The sequence below is a fragment of the Streptomyces sp. NPDC057743 genome (assembly GCF_042798755.1).
Taxonomy (GTDB): Bacteria; Actinomycetota; Actinomycetes; order Streptomycetales; family Streptomycetaceae; genus Streptomyces.
The window spans coordinates 51,157-72,732 of sequence record NZ_JBHVJX010000021.1; the positions used below are offsets into that span (position 1 = coordinate 51,157).

General features: G+C 73.9%; 20 protein-coding genes. 12 read left to right on the forward strand and 8 right to left on the reverse strand.

Annotated elements, in window-relative coordinates; genetic code table 11:
- Positions 1 to 65 precede the first annotated feature (65 nt).
- Positions 66 to 1,376 carry an MFS transporter gene (locus tag ACFVFQ_RS23915; RefSeq protein ID WP_383419360.1) on the reverse strand — a complete coding sequence of 437 codons (1,311 nt, stop codon included), beginning with the start codon at positions 1,374 to 1,376 and terminating at the stop codon, positions 66 to 68.
- A 223-nt stretch (positions 1,377 to 1,599) separates the two neighbouring features.
- On the opposite strand from ACFVFQ_RS23915, the gene ACFVFQ_RS23920 reads away from it, so the two are divergent.
- The 3 genes from ACFVFQ_RS23920 to ACFVFQ_RS23930 all read left to right on the forward strand — a co-directional run bounded on the left by ACFVFQ_RS23920 (position 1,600) and on the right by ACFVFQ_RS23930 (position 4,071).
- Positions 1,600 to 2,238 (forward strand): DUF6758 family protein, encoded by a 639-nt coding sequence (locus tag ACFVFQ_RS23920; protein WP_383419362.1) that lies wholly within the window; start codon positions 1,600 to 1,602, stop codon positions 2,236 to 2,238.
- Between the two features lie 199 nt (positions 2,239 to 2,437).
- The gene (locus tag ACFVFQ_RS23925) at positions 2,438 to 3,292 is read left to right on the forward strand and encodes a PHP domain-containing protein (protein ID WP_383419364.1); all 855 of its coding nucleotides are present in this window, start codon (positions 2,438 to 2,440) and stop codon (positions 3,290 to 3,292) included.
- Between the two features lie 173 nt (positions 3,293 to 3,465).
- Positions 3,466 to 4,071 carry a MarC family protein gene (locus ACFVFQ_RS23930; protein ID WP_383419366.1) on the forward strand — a complete coding sequence of 202 codons (606 nt, stop codon included), beginning with the start codon at positions 3,466 to 3,468 and terminating at the stop codon, positions 4,069 to 4,071.
- Between the two features lie 110 nt (positions 4,072 to 4,181).
- Here the strand turns inward: ACFVFQ_RS23930 and ACFVFQ_RS23935 are convergent, their stop codons facing one another.
- Complete coding sequence (locus ACFVFQ_RS23935; protein WP_383419368.1) at positions 4,182 to 4,337, reverse strand: hypothetical protein; 156 nt, start codon at positions 4,335 to 4,337, stop codon at positions 4,182 to 4,184.
- Between the two features lie 208 nt (positions 4,338 to 4,545).
- Here ACFVFQ_RS23935 and ACFVFQ_RS23940 point away from each other — a divergent pair, with 208 nt between their 5' ends.
- Positions 4,546 to 5,475, forward strand: coding sequence for an NYN domain-containing protein (locus ACFVFQ_RS23940; RefSeq protein WP_383419370.1), 930 nt, complete (start codon positions 4,546 to 4,548; stop codon positions 5,473 to 5,475).
- A gap of 84 nt (positions 5,476 to 5,559) precedes the next feature.
- On the opposite strand, the gene ACFVFQ_RS23945 is transcribed toward ACFVFQ_RS23940, so the two are convergent.
- The gene (locus ACFVFQ_RS23945; protein WP_383419372.1) at positions 5,560 to 6,456 is read right to left on the reverse strand and encodes an alpha/beta fold hydrolase; all 897 of its coding nucleotides are present in this window, start codon (positions 6,454 to 6,456) and stop codon (positions 5,560 to 5,562) included.
- Positions 6,457 to 6,601: 145 nt separating this feature from the next.
- A complete protein-coding gene (locus tag ACFVFQ_RS23950) occupies positions 6,602 to 8,992 on the reverse strand; it encodes a DEAD/DEAH box helicase (protein ID WP_383419374.1) in 2,391 nt (796 codons plus the stop codon).
- Positions 8,993 to 9,245: 253 nt separating this feature from the next.
- Here ACFVFQ_RS23950 and ACFVFQ_RS23955 point away from each other — a divergent pair, with 253 nt between their 5' ends.
- Positions 9,246 to 9,983 (forward strand): ferritin-like fold-containing protein, encoded by a 738-nt coding sequence (locus ACFVFQ_RS23955; RefSeq protein WP_274913450.1) that lies wholly within the window; start codon positions 9,246 to 9,248, stop codon positions 9,981 to 9,983.
- 27 nt (positions 9,984 to 10,010) lie between these two features.
- Here ACFVFQ_RS23955 and ACFVFQ_RS23960 read toward each other — a convergent pair whose 3' ends face one another.
- The 4 genes from ACFVFQ_RS23960 to ACFVFQ_RS23975 form a co-directional block, all read right to left on the reverse strand.
- Positions 10,011 to 10,304, reverse strand: coding sequence for a hypothetical protein (locus ACFVFQ_RS23960; RefSeq protein ID WP_383419378.1), 294 nt, complete (start codon positions 10,302 to 10,304; stop codon positions 10,011 to 10,013).
- Between the two features lie 251 nt (positions 10,305 to 10,555).
- Positions 10,556 to 10,783 carry a DUF3107 domain-containing protein gene (locus ACFVFQ_RS23965; protein ID WP_274913448.1) on the reverse strand — a complete coding sequence of 76 codons (228 nt, stop codon included), beginning with the start codon at positions 10,781 to 10,783 and terminating at the stop codon, positions 10,556 to 10,558.
- A gap of 142 nt (positions 10,784 to 10,925) precedes the next feature.
- On the reverse strand, positions 10,926 to 11,567 hold the full coding sequence (locus ACFVFQ_RS23970; protein ID WP_383419381.1) for a TetR/AcrR family transcriptional regulator: 642 nt from the start codon (positions 11,565 to 11,567) through the stop codon (positions 10,926 to 10,928).
- A gap of 148 nt (positions 11,568 to 11,715) precedes the next feature.
- Complete coding sequence (locus ACFVFQ_RS23975; RefSeq protein WP_383419382.1) at positions 11,716 to 11,940, reverse strand: hypothetical protein; 225 nt, start codon at positions 11,938 to 11,940, stop codon at positions 11,716 to 11,718.
- A 150-nt stretch (positions 11,941 to 12,090) separates the two neighbouring features.
- Between ACFVFQ_RS23975 and ACFVFQ_RS23980 the strand changes: the two genes are divergently transcribed.
- From ACFVFQ_RS23980 to moeZ, 7 genes are all read left to right on the forward strand, one after another.
- Positions 12,091 to 13,101 carry an alpha/beta fold hydrolase gene (locus ACFVFQ_RS23980; protein WP_383419384.1) on the forward strand — a complete coding sequence of 337 codons (1,011 nt, stop codon included), beginning with the start codon at positions 12,091 to 12,093 and terminating at the stop codon, positions 13,099 to 13,101.
- Between the two features lie 7 nt (positions 13,102 to 13,108).
- Positions 13,109 to 14,404 (forward strand): DUF3152 domain-containing protein, encoded by a 1,296-nt coding sequence (locus ACFVFQ_RS23985; RefSeq protein WP_383419386.1) that lies wholly within the window; start codon positions 13,109 to 13,111, stop codon positions 14,402 to 14,404.
- Between the two features lie 410 nt (positions 14,405 to 14,814).
- Positions 14,815 to 16,569, forward strand: a complete 1,755-nt coding sequence (locus ACFVFQ_RS23990) for a DUF3492 domain-containing protein (protein ID WP_383419388.1) — start codon at positions 14,815 to 14,817, stop codon at positions 16,567 to 16,569.
- A gap of 229 nt (positions 16,570 to 16,798) precedes the next feature.
- Positions 16,799 to 18,139, forward strand: a complete 1,341-nt coding sequence (locus ACFVFQ_RS23995; RefSeq protein WP_383419390.1) for a hypothetical protein — start codon at positions 16,799 to 16,801, stop codon at positions 18,137 to 18,139.
- A gap of 250 nt (positions 18,140 to 18,389) precedes the next feature.
- Positions 18,390 to 19,349, forward strand: a complete 960-nt coding sequence (locus tag ACFVFQ_RS24000) for an NAD-dependent epimerase/dehydratase family protein (RefSeq protein ID WP_383419392.1) — start codon at positions 18,390 to 18,392, stop codon at positions 19,347 to 19,349.
- Positions 19,337 to 20,218, forward strand: coding sequence for a spherulation-specific family 4 protein (locus ACFVFQ_RS24005; protein ID WP_383419394.1), 882 nt, complete (start codon positions 19,337 to 19,339; stop codon positions 20,216 to 20,218). Before ACFVFQ_RS24000 ends, ACFVFQ_RS24005 begins: the two co-directional genes overlap by 13 nt.
- 97 nt (positions 20,219 to 20,315) lie before the next feature.
- On the forward strand, positions 20,316 to 21,494 hold the full coding sequence (gene moeZ / locus ACFVFQ_RS24010) for an adenylyltransferase/sulfurtransferase MoeZ (RefSeq protein ID WP_376565060.1): 1,179 nt from the start codon (positions 20,316 to 20,318) through the stop codon (positions 21,492 to 21,494).
- Positions 21,495 to 21,576 lie beyond the last annotated feature (82 nt).

Here is a 21,576-nt window from a genome sequence, read left to right on the forward strand (position 1 = left end):
ATGGACCCGGCCCCGCCCGCCGCGCCCCTCGCGCGGCGGACGGGGCGTCAATTCCCTTCCGTCTCCTACTGGTTGGCGAAGACCGCGACCCCGTCCTCGGTCGCGTGCCGGGGTTCGAGCTGCTCGGCCCGCAGCGTCAGCGACCGGCGGCGGACCGCGACGATGCCGGCGCCGATCGCCGCGGCCAACGCCGCGACCACGAATGGGACATGGGGATCGGCCCACTCCGCGATCTTTGGGGCGAGGAACGGCGCGGCCGCCGCCGCGAACCACCGGACGAAGTTGTATCCGGCGCTGGCCACCGGCCGCGGGGTATCCGAGACCCCCAGCGCCAACTCGGTGAAGACGGTGTTGTTCAGGCCGATGAAGGCGCCGGAGAGCACGGTGCACACCACCGCGGTGGTGTGGTCGCCGTAGCCGAGGACGACCAGGTCGACGGCGAGCAGCAGCAGCGAGCCGCCCAGCACGCGCAGCGAGCCGAAGCGCTCCTGGAGCCGGGGCGCCAGCACCACCGAGAACAGCGCCAGCAGCACGCCCCAGGCGAAGAACACCCCGCCCGACTTGTACGGCGACATGTTCAGCACGAACGGGGTGAACGCCAGCACGGTGAAGAACGCGTAGTTGTAGAAGAACGCGGAGACCGCGGCCGAGGCCAACCCGCCGTGGCCGAGCGCCCGGACGGGGTCCAGCAGTGAGGTCCTGCGGGCCGGTCGGGGCTGTTCCTTGAGGAAGACGGTGATGGCGAGGAACCCGATGGCCATCAGGGCCGCGGTGCCGAAGAAGGGGTAGCGCCACTTCATGTTGCCCAACACCGCGCCCAGCAACGGGCCGCAGGCCATCCCGAGCCCGAGCGCGGACTCGTAGAGCAGGATCGCCGCCGCGCTGCCGCCCGCCCGTCGCCCGCCACCGCCCCGAGTGGAATCGCTGCGCGATGCCCTTATGGGATTCGCGGCCCCCACGATCACCGCCAACGAGGTGGAGACGAAGAGTGCGTTGCCCAGGCCCCAACCGGCGCGGAAGCCGACCAGTTCGCCGACCGAGGACGAGGTGCCGGACAGCGCCGCGAAGAGCACCACCAGGGCCAGCCCGGCGAGCAGCGTCTTGCGGCCGCCGATGCGGCTGGAGACGAAGCCGGTGACCAGCATCGCCACCGCGGTGATCAGGAAGTAGGAGGTGAACAGGAGGGAGACCTGGCTGTTCGAGGCGTTCAGACCCTTGGCGATGGACGGGAGGATCGGGTCCACCAGCCCGATGCCCATGAAGGCGACGACCGAGGCGCCCGCGGTGGCCCAGACCGCCATGGGCTGCCGGAGAAGCGAGGTGCCGCCCCCGTCCAGAGGATCGTGGGTGGCACCGCCGTGACCGCTCTGCTGCATGCCGGGGTTCCCCTTCCTGTCTCTGCGCGCTCACCAAAATCGTTGCTGTTTACACACGATAAGTTAGGTGTGCTAAAGAATGCAAACTGCAACTAGTTTTCCGGGGAGGGGGTTTGCGCGTGACGAGAACCGGCCAAGTGCGCGGTGCGGTACGTGATGAGGGGCGCACTGGTCGAGTGATCGTCCTTGACGGGGCGGCGACTCGGGAGGACCGTTGGTCCTTATGAGGGGCGAACCCAGTTGCCCGAAGTGCGGAGGCCGGGTAAGGGCGCCCGGCCTCTTTTCCGATACCTGGCAGTGCGCCGCCCACGGCACCGTGCACCCGCTCCAGCCGGTCGTCCCGCCGAGCGTCGAGGCGCTCGGCGTCGTCGTGCACCGCGCGCAGGTGCCCGTGTGGATGCCCTGGCCGCTGCCGGTCGGTTGGCTGTTCACCGGCGTGGCCTGTGCCGGTGACGACCGCAGCGGTGGCCGGGCGACCGCGGTGGCCTGCTCCGGGCCCGGCCCGCTCGGCGGCCCCGGTGAACTCCTGCTGGTCGCCGAGGAACTGGGTGTGGGGCTCGGCTCCCGTTATGCCGGTATCGACGGCCCGGACCCCGGCCCGCATCTGCGCGTCGACCGGCCGCCGCACGTCAAGGTGCTCGCCGCCGGCCGCCCGACCCCGATGTGGCAGGTCCATGGCGCGCCCCCCGACCGCGCGGTCTTCGCCGGCGAGGCCCGGGGGCTGTGGCTGTGGGCCGTCGCCTGGCCCGAGCAGTCCGGGCTGCTGATGTACGACGAGCTGGTGCTCACGGATCTGCGGGAGGCCGGCGCCGAGGTGGATCTGCTGCCCTGCGGGGCGCTGTCGCCGAGGATTCTGGGCTGAGGAAGCCGGTGTGGCTACGGATCATCGGCGGGGCGTCGGGGCCGGATGTGAGGCCGACTGACGAGGGCATGTCCGGTCGACCGGTATCCTTCTGTAGTCCGTGGTAGTGCCCCGCAGTCCTTACGGGGTGGTTCCCGGTGTGGTGTCCGCTTTGCGGCCCGCCGCCGTATCCGTCCCGCAGCAGTCTGGAGAACGTGCCGTGCGCATCGACCTGCACACCCACTCCACGGCCTCCGACGGCACGGACACCCCCGCCGAGCTGGTGCGCAACGCCCTAGCCGCGGGCCTGGACGTGGTCGCGCTGACCGACCACGACACCGTCGGCGGTCACGCCGAGGCGCGTGCCGCGCTCCCCGAGGGGCTGACGCTGGTCACCGGCGCCGAGCTGTCCTGCCGGCTCGACGGGATCAGCCTGCACATGCTCGCCTACCTCTTCGACCCCGACGAGCCGGAACTGGCCCGCGAGCGGGAGCTGGTCCGCGACGACCGGGTGCCGCGCGCCCAGGCCATGGTCGGCAAGCTGCGCGAGCTGGGCGTGCCCGTCACCTGGGAGCAGGTGGCGCGGATCGCCGGCGACGGCGCCGTGGGTCGCCCGCACATCGCCACCGCCATGGTCGAGTTGGGCGTGGTCGACTCGGTCTCCGACGCCTTCACCTCCGAGTGGCTGGCCAACGACGGCCGGGCGTACGTCGAGAAGCACGAGCTCGATCCGTTCGACGCGATCCGGCTGGTCAAGGCGGCCGGCGGGGTCACGGTCTTCGCCCACCCGCTCGCCGTCAAGCGCGCCGTGTGCCTCCCGGAGAGCGCGATCGAGAAGCTGGCCGAGGCGGGGTTGGACGGCGTCGAGGTCGACCACATGGAACACGACGCCTCGACCCGGGCCCGGCTGCGCGGACTCGCCGCCGATCTCGGCCTGTTGACCACCGGCTCCAGTGACTACCACGGCAGCCGCAAGACCTGTCGCCTCGGCGAATACACCACCGACCCGGAGATCTACGGAGAGATCGTGCGCCGGGCCACCGGCGCCTTCCCCGTCCCCGGCGCGGGCGGCTGAGCCCGCCGGCACCGGCCGCCCGGCCGTCCGCCGTACCGCGCGCCCGCGCCTGAGCCGGGCGCGCCGCGGCACGCCTTCTTCCGCTTCTCTCCCACGGGTCCGTCCGTCGGCCGTGCCGCATCCGGTCCCGTGCGTCCCCCTCCGTTCGCCCGTACCACCGCAAGGCCAGCACTGTGTTCGACGTCGCCGTCTTCAGTACCCTCTTTGTCACGCTATTTGTGATCATGGACCCCCCAGGTATCACCCCGATCTTCCTGGCCCTGACCTCCGGCCGGCCGGCCAAGGTGCAGCGCCGGATGGCCTGGCAGGCCGCCACCGTCGCGTTCTGCGTGATCGCCGTCTTCGGGCTCTTCGGCAAGCAGATCCTGGGGCGGTTGCATATCTCCACGCCCGCGCTGATGATCGCCGGCGGGCTGCTGCTCCTGCTCGTCGCGCTGAACCTCCTGACCGGCAAGTCCGAGGAGCCGACCCAGACCAAGGACGTCAACGTCGCGCTGGTGCCGCTGGGCATGCCGCTGCTGGCCGGGCCCGGCGCGATCGTCTCGGTGATCCTCGCGGTGGACCACGCGCACGACGTCGCCTCCCAGGTCGCGGTCTGGTCGGCGATCGCGGCGATCCACGTGGTGCTCTATCTGGCGATGCGGTTCTCGCTCATGATCATCCGCGTGATCAAGGACGGCGGGGTGGTCCTGGTGACCCGGCTGGCCGGGATGATGCTCTCCGCGCTCGCCGTGCAGCAGATCATCAACGGCGTGACGCAGGTGATCCAGGGCACCTGAGCTGCTCCCGGACGCCGCGAAGCCCCCGTACGGCAGGTCCGTACGGGGGCTTCGTGCGTCGTCGGCACCCGGCGTTACGTCACGTCCGGGGCGCGGTCAGCGGCCGGCGGTCAGCGCGCGGCGGCGGCGTCAGCAGGGCGGATGTAGATGCGCTGCCCTATGGCGGCGGCCTGCTGCACGATCTTGTTGACGGAGGCGGCGTCCACGACGGTGCTGTCCACGGCGGCGCCGTCGGCATCGTCCAGGCGCATGATCTCGAAGCGCATACGGGCTTCTCCCTTCGTCTGATCCTCCTGTGGAGATCTCTTCGAGCGGATCGCCCGGCATCGTCGTCGGGCGTTCCATACGGGTACAACGAGCCTACAGCTGAAATGATTCCCTACGCTAAGGAAATTTTTTCATGGGCTAAGGAATCCCTGCGCGCAACCACTGTGGTTGTGCCGCTCCGGCGCCCGCCCGGACAATGGGTCCGCAATGAACGACCGCCAGCCCACGGGCACCACCGACCTCGCGTCGCTCGCCGCCGGCATCGAGCGCACCAACGAGCTGCTCGCCCGGGTCCTCGCAGAGGTCGCCACCACACCGTCCACCCACGCGGTCTTCGCCGACGCCGGCTACGTCTACGCCGCGGCCGGGCGGCTGGTCGCCGGCACCGAGGACCGCAAGGCGTTCGGGCTGGACGCCGAGGGGCTCATCGAGGCGTTCATCGACAAGGCGCGCACGATCTTCCCGGACAGCCGGCTGCTGCGGGTCTACTGGTACGACGGCGCCCGCCGCCGGATCCACACCCCGGAGCAGCAGCGGATCGCCGAGCTCCCCGACGTCAAGGTCCGGCTCGGCAACCTCAACGCCCACAACCAGCAGAAGGGCGTGGACTCGTTGATCCGCAGCGATCTGGAGTCGCTGGCCCGGCACCGGGCGATCAGCGACGCGGTGCTGATCGGCGGCGACGAGGACCTGGTCTCCGCGGTGGAGGCGGCCCAGGGCTACGGCGCCCGCGTTCACCTGTGGGGCATCGAGGCCGCCCCGGGCGGCCGCAACCAGGCCGAGCCGCTGATGTGGGAGGTGGACAGCGCGCGCACCTTCGACCTGGACTTCTGCAAGCCCTATGTGACCCGGCGGACGGCCGGCGAGGGCGCGGAGGCGGGGGCCGGCGAGGGGCCGGTGCCGTCCCGCGAGGAGGTCCGGTTCGTGGGGGCGCGGGTCGCCGCCCAGTGGCTGTCCGAGCGCGGCCCGGCGTGGGTGGCCGAGCTGCTGCCCGGCCACCCGTATCTGCCCGGCACCGTCGACCAGGAGCTGCTCACCGCGGCGGAGGCGCTGCTCAAGCACTCGCTGCGCGGCCACGCCGATCTGCGGCGGGTGCTGCGCGACGGGTTCTGGGACCACATCCACGGGCGCTTCTAGGGTCTGGCCGATGGGTCAGCGTCCGGCCCCGGCCATGACCCATCGGACAGGTCCAGGTCCTAGCCATCGCGGACGGGGCGGCGGTCAGTCGAGCGCGCGCCAGAAATCCGCCAGCGCCGTCGCGGTCCGCTCCGGCCGTTCGGCGTTGGGGGAGTGCTCGGCGCCCTCGATGACGGTGCGGTGGGCGGAGAGCCGGCGGGCCATCGCGTCCATCAGCGGCACCGGCCAGGCGTAGTCGACGGCCCCGGAGACGACGTGCACCGGCAGCCCGGTGCGGGCCAGTTCGTCGACCCGGTCCGGTTCGGTGAGCATCTGCCGGCCGGTCGCGATCAGTTGCTCGGGGACGGTGTTCAGCCAACGTTGCCGCAGGAACGCGGCGATCTCGGGCGCCTGCGCGTCCGGGGGCGACCCCGCCGCGGTGGTCCCGGCGGCGTCGGTCGGCGCGGGATCCAGGGCCCGCATCGCCTCCCACACCCGCTCCATGGACATCGTGGTGAGCGCGTCGATCAGCATCCGCACCCGGTGCTGCTGCTCCGGATCGATGGCGGCCGGGCCGGAGCTGAGCGCCGTGAGCGAACGGAACGCCGTCGGATCGCGCAGCGCGGCGGCCCGGGAGATCAGCCCGCCGAGAGAGTGCCCCAGCAGGTGCGGCGGGCCGCCGTCGGGCGCCCGTACGGCCCGCGCCTGCGCCAGTACGTCCAGCGCCAACTCCGGCTGCTCGTAGGCGCGTTGGTCGCGCGGGCCCAGGGACTCGTGCTGCCCGCGGCCGTCCACCGCGACCGCCCGGAACCCGGCCGCGGCGAGCGGCGCCAGCAGGGCGATGAAGTCCTCCTTGCTGCCGGTGAACCCGGGCACCAGGAGGACGGTGCCGACGGGCGTGCCGTCGGGGCGGGCGTCGTGCACGGCGAACCCACCGCGCTCGGTGTCGAGCCGGTGCGCGCGGGCGCACGGCGGCAGGGTGAGGGTGGGCGGCGTGCTCATGGGGTGAGGTTATCGGGCGCTGACCGGCGCAAACGCGTTCGGGAGGGCGGCGCGGACCGGCCCGGCGAGCGCCCCCGAACGCCGGCGACCCGGCGCCCGCGCGAGGCGGGGCCGGGTCGTCAACTGCCGTGGGTGGAGCGGGAGATCAGCCCTCGGTGGGGGTCTCGGCGGCGGCGGTCTTCTTGGCGGGGGTCCGCTTGCGGGTGCGCTTGGGCTTGGCCTCCGCGCCGTCCGCGGCCTCCGGGGCGTCCGCGGCGACCTTCGCGGCCGCGGTCTTCCGGGTCCGCTTCGGCTTGGCGGGGGCCTCCTCGGCGCCCTCGGCGACGGCCGGCTCGGCGGCAACGGCCTTGGCCGCGGCCGTCTTTCGGGTCCGCTTCGGCTTCGCCGGCGCGGCTTCGGCGCCCTCGGCGGTCTCCACCGCGGCCTCGGCCGCGGGCTCGGCGGCCGCCACCTTACGGGTACGGGTGCGCTTGGGCTTGGCCGGCGCCTCCGCCTCCGCCTCCGTTTCCGCTTCCGCGACGTCGGTGCCCTCGGCGGCGGCCGTCTTCTTGGTGGCCGTCCGCTTACGGGTGCGCTTGGGCTTCTCCGGAGCGGCCTCGGCGGCGGTCTCCTGCGCGGCCTCGACCACGGTCGCCGGGGTCTTTGCCGCCTCGCTCACCGTCTCCGCGGCGGCCTTGGCGGCACTGCGGGTACGGCGCCGGCGCGGCTTGGCCGGCTCGGCGTCCGGCTCGACCGCGGGGGCCGGCACCGCGGCTGCGGCGACGGCGTCGCCGGCCTCGGCGGTCGTGGGCTCGACGGCCGCGGACTCGCCGGTCGTGGCCTGGGTCGCCCCGGCCGCCACCGCGCCACGGGTACGGCGCCGACGCCGGGGCGTCCGCCGTGCCGGTGCCTCGGTGCCCTCGGCCGTGCTCACCGCGGTGTCCGCGGCGTCCGTCGCCTGCGGCGCGGCCGCGGACTCCTCGACCGGCGTCCCGCCGCGCGTCCGGCGCCGCTGGCGCGGCGTCCGGGTGCGTCGGGGCTCCTCCTGGACGTCCTGCTCGGTGCGGCCGCCGGGCCGACGGCCGCGCCCGCGGCCCCCGGTCTCGCCCAGGTCCTCGACCTCTTCGGCGGCCAGCCCGGCCCGGGTCCGCTCGGCGCGCGGCAGCACGCCCTTGGTGCCCTGCGGGATGTTCAGCTGCTCGAAGAGGTGCGGGGAGGTGGAGTAGGTCTCCTCCGGCTCGTCGAACGAGAGCTCCAGCGCCTTGTTGATCAGCTTCCAGCGCGGGATGTCGTCCCAGTCGACGAGGGTGACCGCGGTGCCCTTGTTGCCCGCGCGACCGGTGCGGCCGATGCGGTGCAGGTAGGTCTTCTCGTCCTCGGGGGACTGGTAGTTGATGACGTGCGTCACGCCCTCGACGTCGATGCCACGGGCGGCGACGTCGGTGCAGACCAGGACGTCGACCTTGCCGTTGCGGAAGGCGCGCAGCGCCTGCTCGCGGGCGCCCTGGCCGAGGTCACCGTGGACCGCGCCGGACGCGAAGCCGCGGCGGGAGAGCTGGTCGGCGATGTCGGCGGCGGTCCGCTTGGTGCGGCAGAACACCATCGCCAGCCCGCGGCCCTCGGCCTGGAGGATGCGCGCGACCATCTCCGGCTTGTCCATGGAGTGCGCGCGGTAGACGTGCTGGGTGATGTTGGCGACCGTCGCGCCCTGGTCGTCCGGCGCGGTGGCGCGGATGTGCGTCGGCTGCGACATGTAGCGGCGGGCCAGCGAGATGACCTGGCCGGGCATGGTCGCCGAGAACAGCATGGTCTGCCGCTTGACCGGCAGCAGCTGGATGATCTTCTCGACGTCGGGCAGGAAGCCCAGGTCGAGCATCTCGTCGGCCTCGTCCAGGACGAGGGAGCGCACCTGCGACAGGTTCAGCTTCTTCTGACCGGCGAGGTCGAGCAGCCGGCCGGGCGTGCCGACGACCACGTCGACGCCCTTCTGGAGCGCCTCGACCTGCGGCTCGTACGCGCGGCCGCCGTAGATCGCCAGCACCCGGACGTTGCGGACCTTGCCCGCGGTCAGCAGGTCGTTGGTGACCTGCTGGCACAGCTCACGGGTGGGCACCACGACGAGGGCCTGCGGCGCCTCGGTGAGCTGCTCGGGGGTGGCCCGGCCGGCCTCGACGTCGGCGGGCACGGTGACCCGCTCCAGCAGCGGCAGGCCGAAGCCCAGCGTCTTGCCGGTGCCGGTCTTGGCCTGGCCGATGACGTCATTGCCGGAGAGGGCGACGGGGAGCGTCAGCTCCTGGATGGGAAAGGGGGAAACGATGCCGACGGCTTCCAGGGCCTCGGCGGTCTCGGGGAAGATCCCGAGTTCTCGAAACGTCGTAGACAGAGTCTTGCCTCTTCTGTGAGACGCGGTAAGAGGCGGCGGAGGGGGTCGTACCGCACCGTCGTACGGGTTCGTACGGCGCCGGCCCGAAGGGGCCGGACGGGGCGCGGGACCACTGCCGTCGCTCAGGCGCTCTCGCCGCGAGCGGTGTCCCTCCTGCCGTGCGTACGTGGGCACGCGCCGCGCGGAGGGCGGTCGGTTGGAGCCGATCGGGCCACCGACCGGGCATCCGCTTTCGTGGAACGACCCACCGATACTCGGCGGGTCCTTTAGCACTGTACCCCGGAAATCGTCCGTGAATCCGAAGGCGTGTATGACTGAGGAATTCATCACGGCACGCCGGAGCGGTGTCCACGATCACACGCAAGGGTGGCCGGGCCGTGGCTGACCAGGGCCTTCCAAGGCTCGTCAGGCGGGCTATTGTGCGGTCATGGAGACGCCTGACAACGCCGCTGCTGACGCGCAGGAACACACCGGAATCGCCGCCCAGGACTGGGCACGGGCATCCGCGGACCCGCAGTACCGGGCCGCCGTGATCGATCTGCTCGGCGCGCTCGCGTACGGCGAGCTGTCCGCCTTCGAGCGCCTGGCGGAGGACGCCAAGCTGGCCCCCACGATGGACGACAAGGCAGAACTGGCCAAGATGGCCTCGGCGGAATTCCACCACTTCGAGCGGCTGCGGGACCGGCTCTCGGAGATCGAGGCGGAGCCGAACGAGGCGATGGAGCCGTTCGCCGCGGCGCTGGACGAGTTCCACCGTCAGACCGCGCCCTCGGACTGGCTGGAGGGCCTGGTCAAGGCGTACGTCGGCGACTCGATCGCCAGTGACTTCTACCGGGAGGTCGCGGCCCGGCTGGACGCCGACACCCGGGACCTGGTGCTCGCGGTGCTGGACGACACCGGGCACGCCACCTTCGCGGTGGAGAAGGTCCGGGCGGCCATCGACGCCGATCCGCGGGTCGGCGGGCGGCTGGCACTGTGGGCCCGCCGGCTGATGGGCGAGGCGCTCTCGCAGGCCCAGCGGGTGGTCGCGGACCGCGACGCGCTCTCCACGATGCTGGTCGGCGGGGTCGCCGACGGCTTCGACCTCGCGGAGGTGGGCCGGATGTTCTCCCGGATCACCGAGGCGCACACCAAGCGGATGTCGGCGCTGGGCCTGGCGGCCTGAGGCGCACCGGCGACGGACACCGGACGGTCAACAGGCCGTCCGGTGATGCCCCCGCGGAACGGCCGGGCGGCGGGGCCGGCGGCGCGGCGGGCGCACCAGGACCGACAGCAGCGCCGCGCCCACTGCGACCGCGGCGACCATCACCTGCACCGGGTGGCCCGGGCCCAGGATCGAGCGGGTCAGCAGCGCGCCGAGCAGCGCGGCGACCGGGCCGGTGGCCAGCGTCAGGGTCGGGTCGGGGAACCGCTCCGGCAGCCAGCGTCGTGCGGACAGGGCGATGGCGTATCCGACGATCACGGCGCCGAGCGCTTCCCAGATCATGGCGTTCCCTCCCGCTGACGAGGCCGATCGGTCGAACAAATCGGTCGTAGGCGGTCGTACCCAAGGGCCGCCGGCAACAACCCTCCGGCGGGACCCGCTTGTCCGGCCAGCGTGCGCCCTCGTCCGGCCATCGGGCAAGGGATTTCGGCCACGCACCGACAACGACATGGGGCGGCGGCCCGGAGATGGTGTCTCCGGGCCGCCGCCCCATGCTCTTACTCGGCGTCGCTAGCGCCGACGTGGTCCGCCGCTCAGGGCGCGCCGAAGCCGACCTTGCGGGTCGACGGCTCGCCGATCTCCACGTAGGCCACCCGGTCCGCCGCTACGAGGACCTTGCGGCCATGGTCGTCCACGAGGGCCAGCAGCTCCGCCTTGCCGGACAGCGCCTCGCTCACTGCGCGCTCGACCTCTTCGGCAGACTGCCCGCTCTCCAGAACGATCTCGCGGGGCGCGTGCTGCACGCCGATCTTGACCTCCACGGCTTCTGTCCCTCCGAATGCTCTGGGGTTCCCCCAGCGTCAGCTGGGAGAGGTGCGCGGCCAACCGCGCGGTACGCAGCACACATTAGCCCGGTACGGGGACTCGGGCCGCCGCCGTCGCCCACGCCAGCAGCGAACACGCTCAGTGTGTGTCGTTGCCGTGCAGCGGGAATCCGGCGATGCCCTTCCAGGCGAGCGAGGTCAGCAACTGCACCGCGGTGGCCCGCGGGACGGTGCTCTCCGAGGACAGCCAGTAGCGGGCCACCACCTGGGAGACCCCGCCCAGGCCCACGGCCAGCAGCATCGACTCGTCCCGGGAGAGCCCGGTGTCCTCCGCGATCACCGCGCTTATCGCCTCGGCGCACTCCAGGGACACCTTGTCCACCCGCTCGCGGACGGCCGGCTCGTTGGTCAGGTCCGACTCGAAGACCAGCCGGAAGGCGCCGCCGGGGTCCTCCACGTACGCGAAGTAGGCGTCCATCGTGGCCGCCACCCGCTGCTTGTTGTCGTTGGTGGACTCAAGGGCCGCGCGCACCGACTGCAGCAGCGCGTCGCAGTGCTGGTCGAGCAGGGCCAGATACAGCTCCAGCTTCCCGGGGAAGTGCTGGTAGAGCACCGGCTTGCTGACGCCCGCCCGCTCGGCGATGTCGTCCATCGCGGCCGCGTGGTAGCCCTGCGCGACGAAGACTTCCTGGGCCGCGCCCAGGAGTTGGTTCCGTCGGGCTCGGCGTGGCAGGCGTGTGCCCCGCGGGCGCGCGGCCTCGGTCTGCTCGATGGCGCTCACGCTGCCTCCCAGTGATCGTTCCGTTCGCGGTCCGTACAAGGTGGTGAACCGCGGCCGTCATCGTACTTTTGGGTAACGGGACTGTGCGCGGTACGCGGCGAGAAATTCTGCCCGGCCCCGCTCCCCGATGCCGACATAACGCCCCAGGTCATCGGTATTCGTCTTCGTTGAGCTCGACGACCCGGGCCTGTTCGGCGCGGTCCGCCTCGTTCGCCGAGTAGTCCTCGCCGGTCATGGCGTCGTCGCGCTGGGGTGCGAGATCGGCGTGCTGCTCGGCGGCGTCGGCCTCGGGTGCCTCCACGTCGAACGGGCCGGCGGCCGGGGCCTCGTCCGATTCCTCGAAGGTGTCGGGATCTGTCGGGTCGACGCGCATGGTGGCTCCCTTTCCGGTGCTTGCCGGGGCCGTGGCCCGTCGTGGGCGTTCGCCCTGATACGAGCCTAGGAGAGCGGTTGCGGCAGCGCGATGCGGTGTGTGACGGCGAACACACAATTGGGGGCGTGATCGTCTCGTAACATCGACTGCATGTCTTCGACCGAGTCGCCGGACACCGCGACAGCCGCCGCCCTCCCGGTGCCGCCGGCCGGAACCGGTGCCCCGGACGAACTGGTCGACTGGGTCACGCTGGCCTCGCCGCCGCGGCTGACGCTGGCCGTGCGGCGCCCGGCCGCCCGCCGGGAGGCCCCGGCGGGTGCCGCCGCACTGGACCGCGAGCCGGCGCTCTTCGTCCACGGCCTCGGCGGCTCGTCCCAGAACTGGTCGGGGCTGATGCCGCTGCTCGCCGACCGGCTGGACGGCGTGGCGCTCGACCTCCCCGGCTTCGGCGAGTCGCCGCCGCCGGACGACGGCAACTACGCGGTGACCGCACAGGCCCGCGCGGTCATCCGCTATCTCGACGCGGCCGGTCGCGGCCCCGTCCACCTCCTCGGCAACTCCATGGGCGGCGCCGCCGCGACCCGGGTCGCGGCCGTCCGCCCCGATCTGGTCCGCACCCTCACCCTGATCTCGCCCGCGCTGCCGGAGCTCCCGCCGCAGCGCACGGCGCTGCCCACCGCGCTGCTGGCGATCCCCGGCGTGGCCCGGCTGTTCGCCCGGCTCACCCGCGAGTGGACGCCCGAGCAGCGCACCCGCGAGGTGCTGGCGCTCTGTTACGGCGACCCGGCGCGGATCACCCCCGAGGGCCTCGGCGTCCACACCGAGGAGTACGCCCGGCGGCTGCAACTCCCGTATTTCTGGGAGGCGATGGAGCGGGCCACGCGTGGTCTGGTCAACGCCTACACGCTCGGCGGCCAGCACGGCCTGTGGCGGCAGGCCGAACGGGTCCTGGCGCCCACGCTCCTCGTTTACGGTGGGCGCGACCGCCTGGTCTCCTCTCGGATGGCGCGGCGGGCTGCCGCGGCGTTCCGCGGCTCACGGCTGCTGACACTTCCGGAGGCGGGGCACGTGGCGATGATGGAGTATCCCGAGGTCGTGGCGCGAGCCGTGCGCGAACTGGTCGATGCGGTGGGCGCCCGGCGCGCCGCGGACGGGAGCTGACCGGCCCGTGGGACGACACAGCCGCCGGGGCGGGCCGCAGGGCCCGTCCGGCGAAGCGGCCAAGAGCGCCGGCAACACTCCCGCCGCCCCGGGGACGGGGCGCCGGCGTCGGACGCCCGACCCGGCCGGAAGCGCGCCCCGCGACGCCGCGGTGCGCGGCACTCACCCCGAGCAGCGCGAGACGAGCGGTGGCCGGGGCGCGCCGGGGATGCCGCCCGGCGTGCGGATTCCCCGCCCCCGGGCCGGCGAGCCCGGCGGGGGTGCGTTCGGTGTGCCCGGTGACGGGACGCCCCCGTTCGGCGTGCCGGCCGGGGAGCGGGGGAGCGTGCCGGGTCCGCGGCGCGAGTATCTGGAGGCGTTCGAGGCGCCGTTGGGGCGCGGTGCGGCGGAGGTCGACCCCGGGCCTCGTCCGGAGCGGCCCGTGGACGGTGCCGGCGGGGCGGTGGTCGACGAGGTCGACCGGGTGCCGGCCGGGGGCGGGGCGCGCGGGGTCCAAAAGGGCCACCGGGCGCGGACGTTGACCGGTGCGGCCGCGGCCGCGGTGACCACCGCGCTCGCCGTCGTCATCGCGAGCCAGGTCGCCGAGCAGCGCCAGGACGGCTCCGGTACGCCGCAGCCCCGCAGCGGCGACGACCGGACCGACGGCGGCGACGAGGCGTCGCGCTCCCAGACGCGGCCCGGCCAGGACGCCAAGGCCGCCGACTACGCCACGCAGATGGCGCGGGTCTTCCCGTTGGACCCGCAGTTGACCGCCAGCGGACGGTTCCGGCCGGCCGGCGGCGACGCGAAGGCGCCCGGCCACGGGAAGGTGCTGCGCTACCGGGTCGACGTCGAGGAGGGACTGCCGCTGGACGGCGAGCTGTTCGCCGAGGCGGTGCACAAGACCCTCAACGACGACCGGAGTTGGGCGCACGGCGGTCGACGGACCTTCCAGCGGGTGGGGTCCGGCGACGCGGACTTCGTGATCTCGTTGGCGAGCCCCGGTACCACCGCGAAGTGGTGCGCCAAGTCGGGCCTGGACACCACCGAGGACAACGTCTCCTGCGACTCGGCGATCACCGAGCGCGTGATGATCAACGCCTACCGGTGGGCGCAGGGCGCCAAGACCTACGGCGCCGACAAGATGCTGGCCTATCGGCAGATGCTGATCAACCACGAGGTCGGGCACCGGCTCGGCCACAACCACGAATCCTGCACCCGACAGGGCGCGTTGGCCCCGGTGATGATGCAGCAGACCAAGTTCCTCACCACGGACGGGGTGACCTGCCGGCCCAACTCCTGGCCGTACCCGACCGGGAGTTGAGCCGGGCGCCGTCGGCGTGAGACGGCCCGTCTCTCATGGCGAGACGTCTTCCGAGGTGGGCTGCGTTCACCGGCCGGTCCGCCGGGGAGGGGCCGGCCAGCCGGGTGGGCGATGTCCCTCAACGCCCGTACGCCCAGGGGCTGCTGGCCGCCGTCCCTGTGCTGGAGGCGCGGGTGGCGGCCGGGGAACGGGCGCTGCGGACAGGCCCTAGCCGGCCGGAGTTCCCGCCCAACGGCCCCATAGCGCGCAGAAACGCCCCCAGGGGTGGAAAGTCACGCGCGTTCACCCCTTCCGGTGGCGCGATGGACAACCGTCCATCGCGCCACGGGCCCCTTTGCGTAGCTTCTTCCTGCAGGTGGCGGGGGACATGCCGCGCCAGGACGCCGATATGGGAGGACGGGGGTGCCGTCGTGCGCATTGGACTGCTCACCGAGGGTGGTTATCCCTATGCGTCCGGTGAGGCCCACGCGTGGTGCGAGCGGCTCGTGCGCGGGCTCGCCGGCCATGACTTCGCGCTCTACGCGCTGACCACGACCCCCGGCCAGGAGGCCCGCGACCCGGTCGCGTTGCCGGCCAATGTGGAGCTCAGGGGGCGGGCGCCGCTGTGGGGGGAGAGCTCCGTGGCGTCCCGGCGGGGCGGCGAGCGGGGGGCCGGCCGGCGCGTCCGGCGGCGCTTCGTCGAGCACTTCGGCGACCTGGTGGCGGGCTGCGTCGCACCGCGGGTCGGGGAGGGGCCCGCCGCCGAGGACGGACAGGCGGACCGTTTCGCCAGGGGGCTCTACGGGCTCGCCGACCTCGCCCGCGACGGCGCCCCGCTGCCCGCCCTGCTCCGTTCCGAGGGCGCCGTACGGGTCCTGGAGGCGGTCTGTCACGGCCCGGGCGCGCCACCCGCCGCCCAGGGTGCCCAGGTCGCCGATCTCCTGGCGCTGGCCGCGGAGTTGGAGTCGGCGCTGCGCCCGCTCGCCCTGGACTGGTACGGCGACGCCGACCTCGCCCGGGTCGACCTCTGCCACGCCGCCTCGGCCGGCTCCGCCGCGCTCCCGGGATTGCTGGGCAAACGCTTCTTCGGGACCCCGCTCCTGGTCACCGAGCACGGCGTGCGGCTGCGCGAGCACTACCTCGCGCACCCCGATGCACCCCGCTCCGCCCCGGTCCGCGCGCTGCTCGCCGCCTTCCGGCGCGCCCTGGCCGTCGAGACCTACGCCCGGGCCACGCTGCTCACCCCCGGCTCCACCCGGGCCCGCCGCTGGCAGCAGCACTGCGGCGCGGACCCGGCGCGGCTGCGCACGGTCTACCCGGGCATGGCCGCGGGCCCGTTCGCCGCGGTGCCGGACGCCGCGCCGGACGACTCCGCGACCCTGGTGTGGACCGGCGCCATCGCCCCGGACAAGGACCTCGTCGGGCTGCTGCATGCCTTCGCCGACCTCCGCCGGGCGGTGCCGACCGCCACCCTGCGGATCATCGGCGGCCTCGGCGGCCACCCGGAGGCCGCCGGCTACCGCGCCCAGTGCCGGGCGCTGGCCGCCCAACTCTTCCCCGACGAGGCCGCCGACGCGCTGACCGCCGGCGAGAACCCGGTCCGCTTCGAGGAGATCGGCGACCCCACCGCGCCCACCCTCGCCGACGCCTACGCCTGTGCGACCGTGGTGGTGCTCTCCAGCGCGGTCGAGGGGTTCCCGCGCTCCCTGGTGGAGGCGATGTTCTGCGGCCGCGCCACCGTCTCCACCGACACCGGCGCGGTCTGCGAGGTGATCGGCGGCACCGGCCTGGTCGTCCCGCCGCGCAACCCCCGCGCGCTGGCCGACGCCTGCCGGGCGCTGCTCACCGATCCGGAACGGCGGGCCCGGCTGGGCGCCGCGGCCCGCGCCCGGGCCCTCGAACTGTTCACCGTCGAGCAGAACATCGCGGCATTTCGTGGCATCTACCTGGAGCTGATCGCGCACGCCCCGGCCCGTCCGGTCGGGTGCGCGGCCGCGGCCGGGGGCGATGCCCCGCGGCCCTTCGCCCGGCCCGCCGAGTCGCATGTGCCCGGCGGACCGGCCCCTGTCGGCACCGTCCGCACCCCGAGCTGGGCGCGGGCCGAGGAGGCCGACCGGGCGGGCGGACGGTCCCGGCGTACGCGGCACGGAGCGGCCGGCGGGCGGGCCGCCGGACAGGTGTGGTGAGGGTGAGGGAGACGGCAATGGTGACAGTGGTGCTGGATGTGCTCTGCGCGATGGGCGTGGTAGGCGCGGCCTTGGTGACGGGGATGACGGACGTGGCGCACGAGGGGAGTTGGGGGAGCCCGGGCGGCGCCCGGCGGTCCGACCTCCCGTGTACCGGCCGAAGGCTGCCCGTCCCCGGCGGGCGCGGCCCCGCCCCGTGTGCCCGGAAGCGGGGGAGGGGAGCCGGCGCATGACCGCACCCGAGAGCGACACCGCCCTCCGGCCCACCCGACCGACCCCCCGGTTCGGCCCCGCCGACCCGGTCAAGATCCTGATGCACCGTCATCGCGCCCTGTGCGAACGGGCCGTTGACCCCTTGGAGATCGCCGCCGGGCTGGAGGCGCACGGCGTCACCGACCGCACCGCGGCCCGCTTCCGGCACCGCGACGTCTTCTCGCTGGCCGAGGAGCTCTACGCCCGGGTCCCGCGCGCCGAAGCGCCGGGGCCGGAGGAGCCGGCCGGGCCGCCGGACGCACCACCGGACGCACCGCCGGACGACCCCGGCCCGGCCGTCGGGACCGCGGCCCCCGCCCCCGGCCCCCGTTTCGCCCGCGGCGCGGTGCAACTGCTGCCCGGCGCGGTCGGCCTGGCCACGCTCGCCGCACACGCCTCGGTCGCCCCCACAACGCCGCACGCCAGGACGGCCGTTGACGCCGCCGGCCTGCTGCTCACCCTGCTCGCGCTGCGACTGGCGCTGCGCAACGGACCGCTGCGCCCCCGCCGCGGCCCCGGCTCCCGTACGGCCCTGCTCTGCGCCGCCTGGACCCTGGGGTACGCGGTCTACGGCGACTGGCTGCTGACCCAGGTGCTGCAGGGCGGGCCCGAGGTGCCGGGCCCGCACCCCCGGGCGGCCGTGGCGACCGCCGTCGCGCTGGTCTGCGCCGTCGCCCCGGCCGCCGGCTGCGCCGCCGCCTTCGCCCGACGCGCCCGGCGCGGCCTGGCCGCCAGCCGCGCACTGAGCGAACTCGCCGCCCGGGTACGGCCGTTGCTGCTCGGCGTCACCCTGCTCTTCGTGGCCGTCGCGGGGGCGCTGGCGGTCGGCGCGGCGCTGCTCCTCGGCGCCGGCGGGAGCCCCGGCGGCCGGTGTGCCGTCCCGGCGGCGACCGCGCTGGCGGCGCTGCTCTTCCTCGCCCGGCTGCTCACCGTGCACGGCTTCCCGGTCGCCGCGGCGGCCGGCACCGGCCTCGCCGCCGCCCTCGAAGCGACGGCCCTGGGCCTGGCCCTCGCCGCCCGGCTGCCCGAACTGGCCCCGCTCGGCACCCCCGTGACGGCCCTGGTCACCGCCGCCGGCCCGGCCGCGGTCCCGGCGCTCGGCTGCGCGCTCGCGGCCCCGGTCCTCCTGGTGCACGGGCTGCGGGTGCTCACCGGCGCCTGCGCCCACCCGCCCTTCCCCACGCTCTCGACCCCGTTCGAGCAGGGGAGGCCCCACTCCCCGCAACGACGGGCCGCGCGCGACCCCTTGACGTCCCCCGCGCCCGACCGGCGCGGGGCCGCCCCCCTCACCGACGCGGCGGAGGGACACCGGCCATGACCCGTCCCACCCGCCCGTCCGGGCCCCCGTGCCACGCGCACCCCGCGGCGCGGCGCTTCGGTGCCGCCGCTCCGCACGCCCCGGCCCCCGCACCGCGGACCGCACCCCCCACCTGGCCCCCGCCCCCAGGGGCGGATGCCGATGCCGCGGCCGGAGCCGGCGGAACCCACCCGCTTCCCTCGATCCGCATGAGGAGACGACACATGAACGTCCACCCGACCACACGGCACGCGCGCAGGGGGGACGCACGATGAGGGTGCTGCTCATCGGCGCCAACGGCTACCTCGGCCGCTATGTCGCCGACCGCCTGCTCGCCGACCCCGCCGTCCAGCTCACCGCGCTCGGCCGGGGGGACGACGCCGACGTCCGCTTCGACCTCGCCACCGGCAGCCCCGGGGCGCTCACCCGCTTCCTCGACGCGGTCCACCCCGGCGTCGTCGTCAACTGCGCGGGCACCACCCGCGGCGGCGCCCGGGAGTTGACCCGGCACAACACCGTCGCGGTCGCCACCATCTGCGAGTCGCTGCGCCGCAGCGGCTGCGGCGCGCGCCTGGTCCACCTGGGCTGCGCCTCCGAGTACGGGCCCTCGCAACCCGGCTCGTCCACCGCCGAGGACGCGGTGCCGCGCCCCGGAGGCCCCTACGGCGTCAGCAAGTTGGCCGCCACCGAGCTGGTCCTGGGCTCCGGGCTGGACGCCGTGGTGCTGCGGGTCTTCTCGCCGGTCGGCCCCGGCACCCCGGCCGGCTCCCCGCTGGGCCGGCTCGCCGAGGCGATGCGCCGCGCCATGCAATCCGGCGACAACGAGCTGAAGTTGGGCGGCCTGGGCGTCCAACGGGACTTCGTCGACGTCCGGGACGTCGCCCGGGCGGTGCACGCGGCCTCGCTGTCCGCCGCGCAGGGCGTGGTCAACATCGGGACGGGGCGGGCGGTGCGGCTGCGGGAGGCGGCCGCGGTGCTGGCCCGGGTCGCCGGGTTCGGCGGCTCGCTGCACGAACTCGACTCCCCGCCGGCCCGGTTGGTGATCCCGGCCCCGGCCTCCGAAGGCCACCCCGCGGGCGGCCCGCCCACCGCCTATCCCTACCCGGACGGCTGCGGCACCTGGCAGCAGGCCGATGTGCGCACCGCCCGCGACCGGCTCGGCTGGCGCCCGCGGATCGGCCTGGAGGAGTCCCTGGCCGACATCTGGATGGAGGCCGCGTGTCGCATCTGAGCGCTCCCCTGGACAGCGCCCGCGCCCCCACCGGGGTCGGGCCGCTCGGTGTGGGGGTGCCGGGCTTCGCGCACCCCTTGCTGGCCCCCGCCGAGTGGGCGGAACTGCTGCGCGCCGCCCGCGGGTTCGTGCTGCCCCCGGAGCCCGACGGGGTGGGCTCCGGCCCCGGCTACCGGCTGATGACGCCGGTGCACTGGGCGGTGCTCAACGTCTGTAACGGGCCCGGCGCCCGCCCCGACCCGCACTGCCTCCCGGCCGCCGCCCGCGTCCGCGAGGCAGGCGGCCGCGCGCAGCGCGTCGGTGGGGGGTGGTGGTCGGGCGACGGGAGGGCAGGCGTCCGCCTGTTGGGACACCTGGACCTTGGGCGGGGCGCCCGCCCGTTCGCCGAGCTGATCGCCGACGCCCACCGCTACCGCGAGTGGTACAAGGTCGACGGCTTCTGGCTGGACCGTTGCCCCACCGACCGGACGCTGCTGCCGGCCACTCGGCGGCTGGCCGGCGCCCTGCGGACCCTGGAGGACGACGGCTACCTGGTCTTCTCGCACGGCGCCCACCCGCACCCCGGGTACGCCGAGTCCGCCGACCAGTTGGTGACCTTCGCCGGCTCCTGGGCGGACTACCGCTGGTCACAGGTGGCCGAGTGGACCGCGGACTACCCGCCGGACCGCTTCTGCCACCTCGTCCACGGCGTCCCGCGTACGCACCTGGACGAGGCGCTGCGGATCGCCCGCTGGCAGGGCGCCGGCACCGTGTACTTCACCGACCGCCGGGCCGCGGGGGCGGCGGACGCCGCGGCCGTCGCCTGGGAGTCGCTGCCCGGCTACTGGGACACCTTTGTCTCGCGCATCGGACCAGGTGTCTCGGAATGAAGAAGGGCGTGGCAGTGTTACGGGAAGAGCCAACTCCGCCGTCCCCGGTTCCGGCCGGGGCGGAGGAGCCCCATCGAGACCGACCAACGGAGTCCCCGTGTCGCTGCCACCCCTGGTCGAGCCCGCTCCCGAGCTCACCGTCGACGAGGTCCGCAGGTACTCCCGCCACCTGATCATCCCCGACGTCGGGATGGACGGGCAGAAGCGGCTGAAGAACGCCAAGGTGCTGTGCGTCGGCGCCGGCGGCCTGGGATCGCCCGCGCTGATGTACCTGGCCGCGGCCGGCGTCGGCACCCTGGGCATCGTCGAGTTCGACGAGGTCGACGAGTCGAATCTGCAGCGCCAGATCATCCACAGCCAGGCGGACATCGGCCGTTCCAAGGCCGCCTCCGCCAAGGACACGGTCCTCGGCATCAACCCGTACGTCACGGTCAACCTCCACGAAGAGCGCCTCGACTCCAGCAACGTCATGGAGCTCTTCGCGCAGTACGACCTGATCGTGGACGGCACGGACAACTTCGCCACCCGCTATCTGGTCAACGACGCCTGCGTGCTGCTGAACAAGCCGTACGTCTGGGGTTCCATCTACCGCTTCGACGGCCAGGCGTCGGTGTTCTGGTCCGAGCACGGCCCCTGCTACCGCTGCCTGTACCCGGAGCCCCCGCCGCCCGGCATGGTCCCGTCCTGCGCCGAGGGCGGCGTGCTCGGCGTGCTCTGCGCCTCCATCGGCTCGATCCAGGTCAACGAGGCCATCAAGCTGCTCGCCGGCATCGGTGACCCGCTGGTCGGCCGCCTGATGATCTACGACGCTCTGGAGATGACGTACCGCCAGGTCAAGGTCCGCAAGGACCCCAACTGCGCGGTCTGCGGCGAGAATCCGACCGTCACCGAGCTGATCGACTACGAGGCGTTCTGCGGTGTGGTCTCCGAGGAGGCCCAGGAGGCGGCGGCCGGTTCCACGATCACTCCGCAGCAGCTCAAGGAGTGGATCGACAACGACGAGAAGATCGACATCATCGACGTCCGGGAGCCCAACGAGTACGAGATCGTCTCGATCCCCGGCGCCCGGCTGATCCCGAAGAACGAGTTCCTGATGGGCACCGCCCTCCAGGACCTCCCGCAGGACAAGAAGATCGTCCTGCACTGCAAGACCGGCGTCCGCTCCGCCGAGGTCCTCGCGGTCCTGAAGTCCGCGGGCTTCGCCGACGCGGTACACGTCGGCGGCGGCGTCATCGGCTGGGTCAACACCGTCGAACCGGAGAAGCCGGTCTACTGAGGCGGCTGCTCCACCCCATCACGCGGAAGGCGCCGGTCCGTTCATACGGACCGGCGCCTTCGGTGTGTCTGCGGGGCGGAAC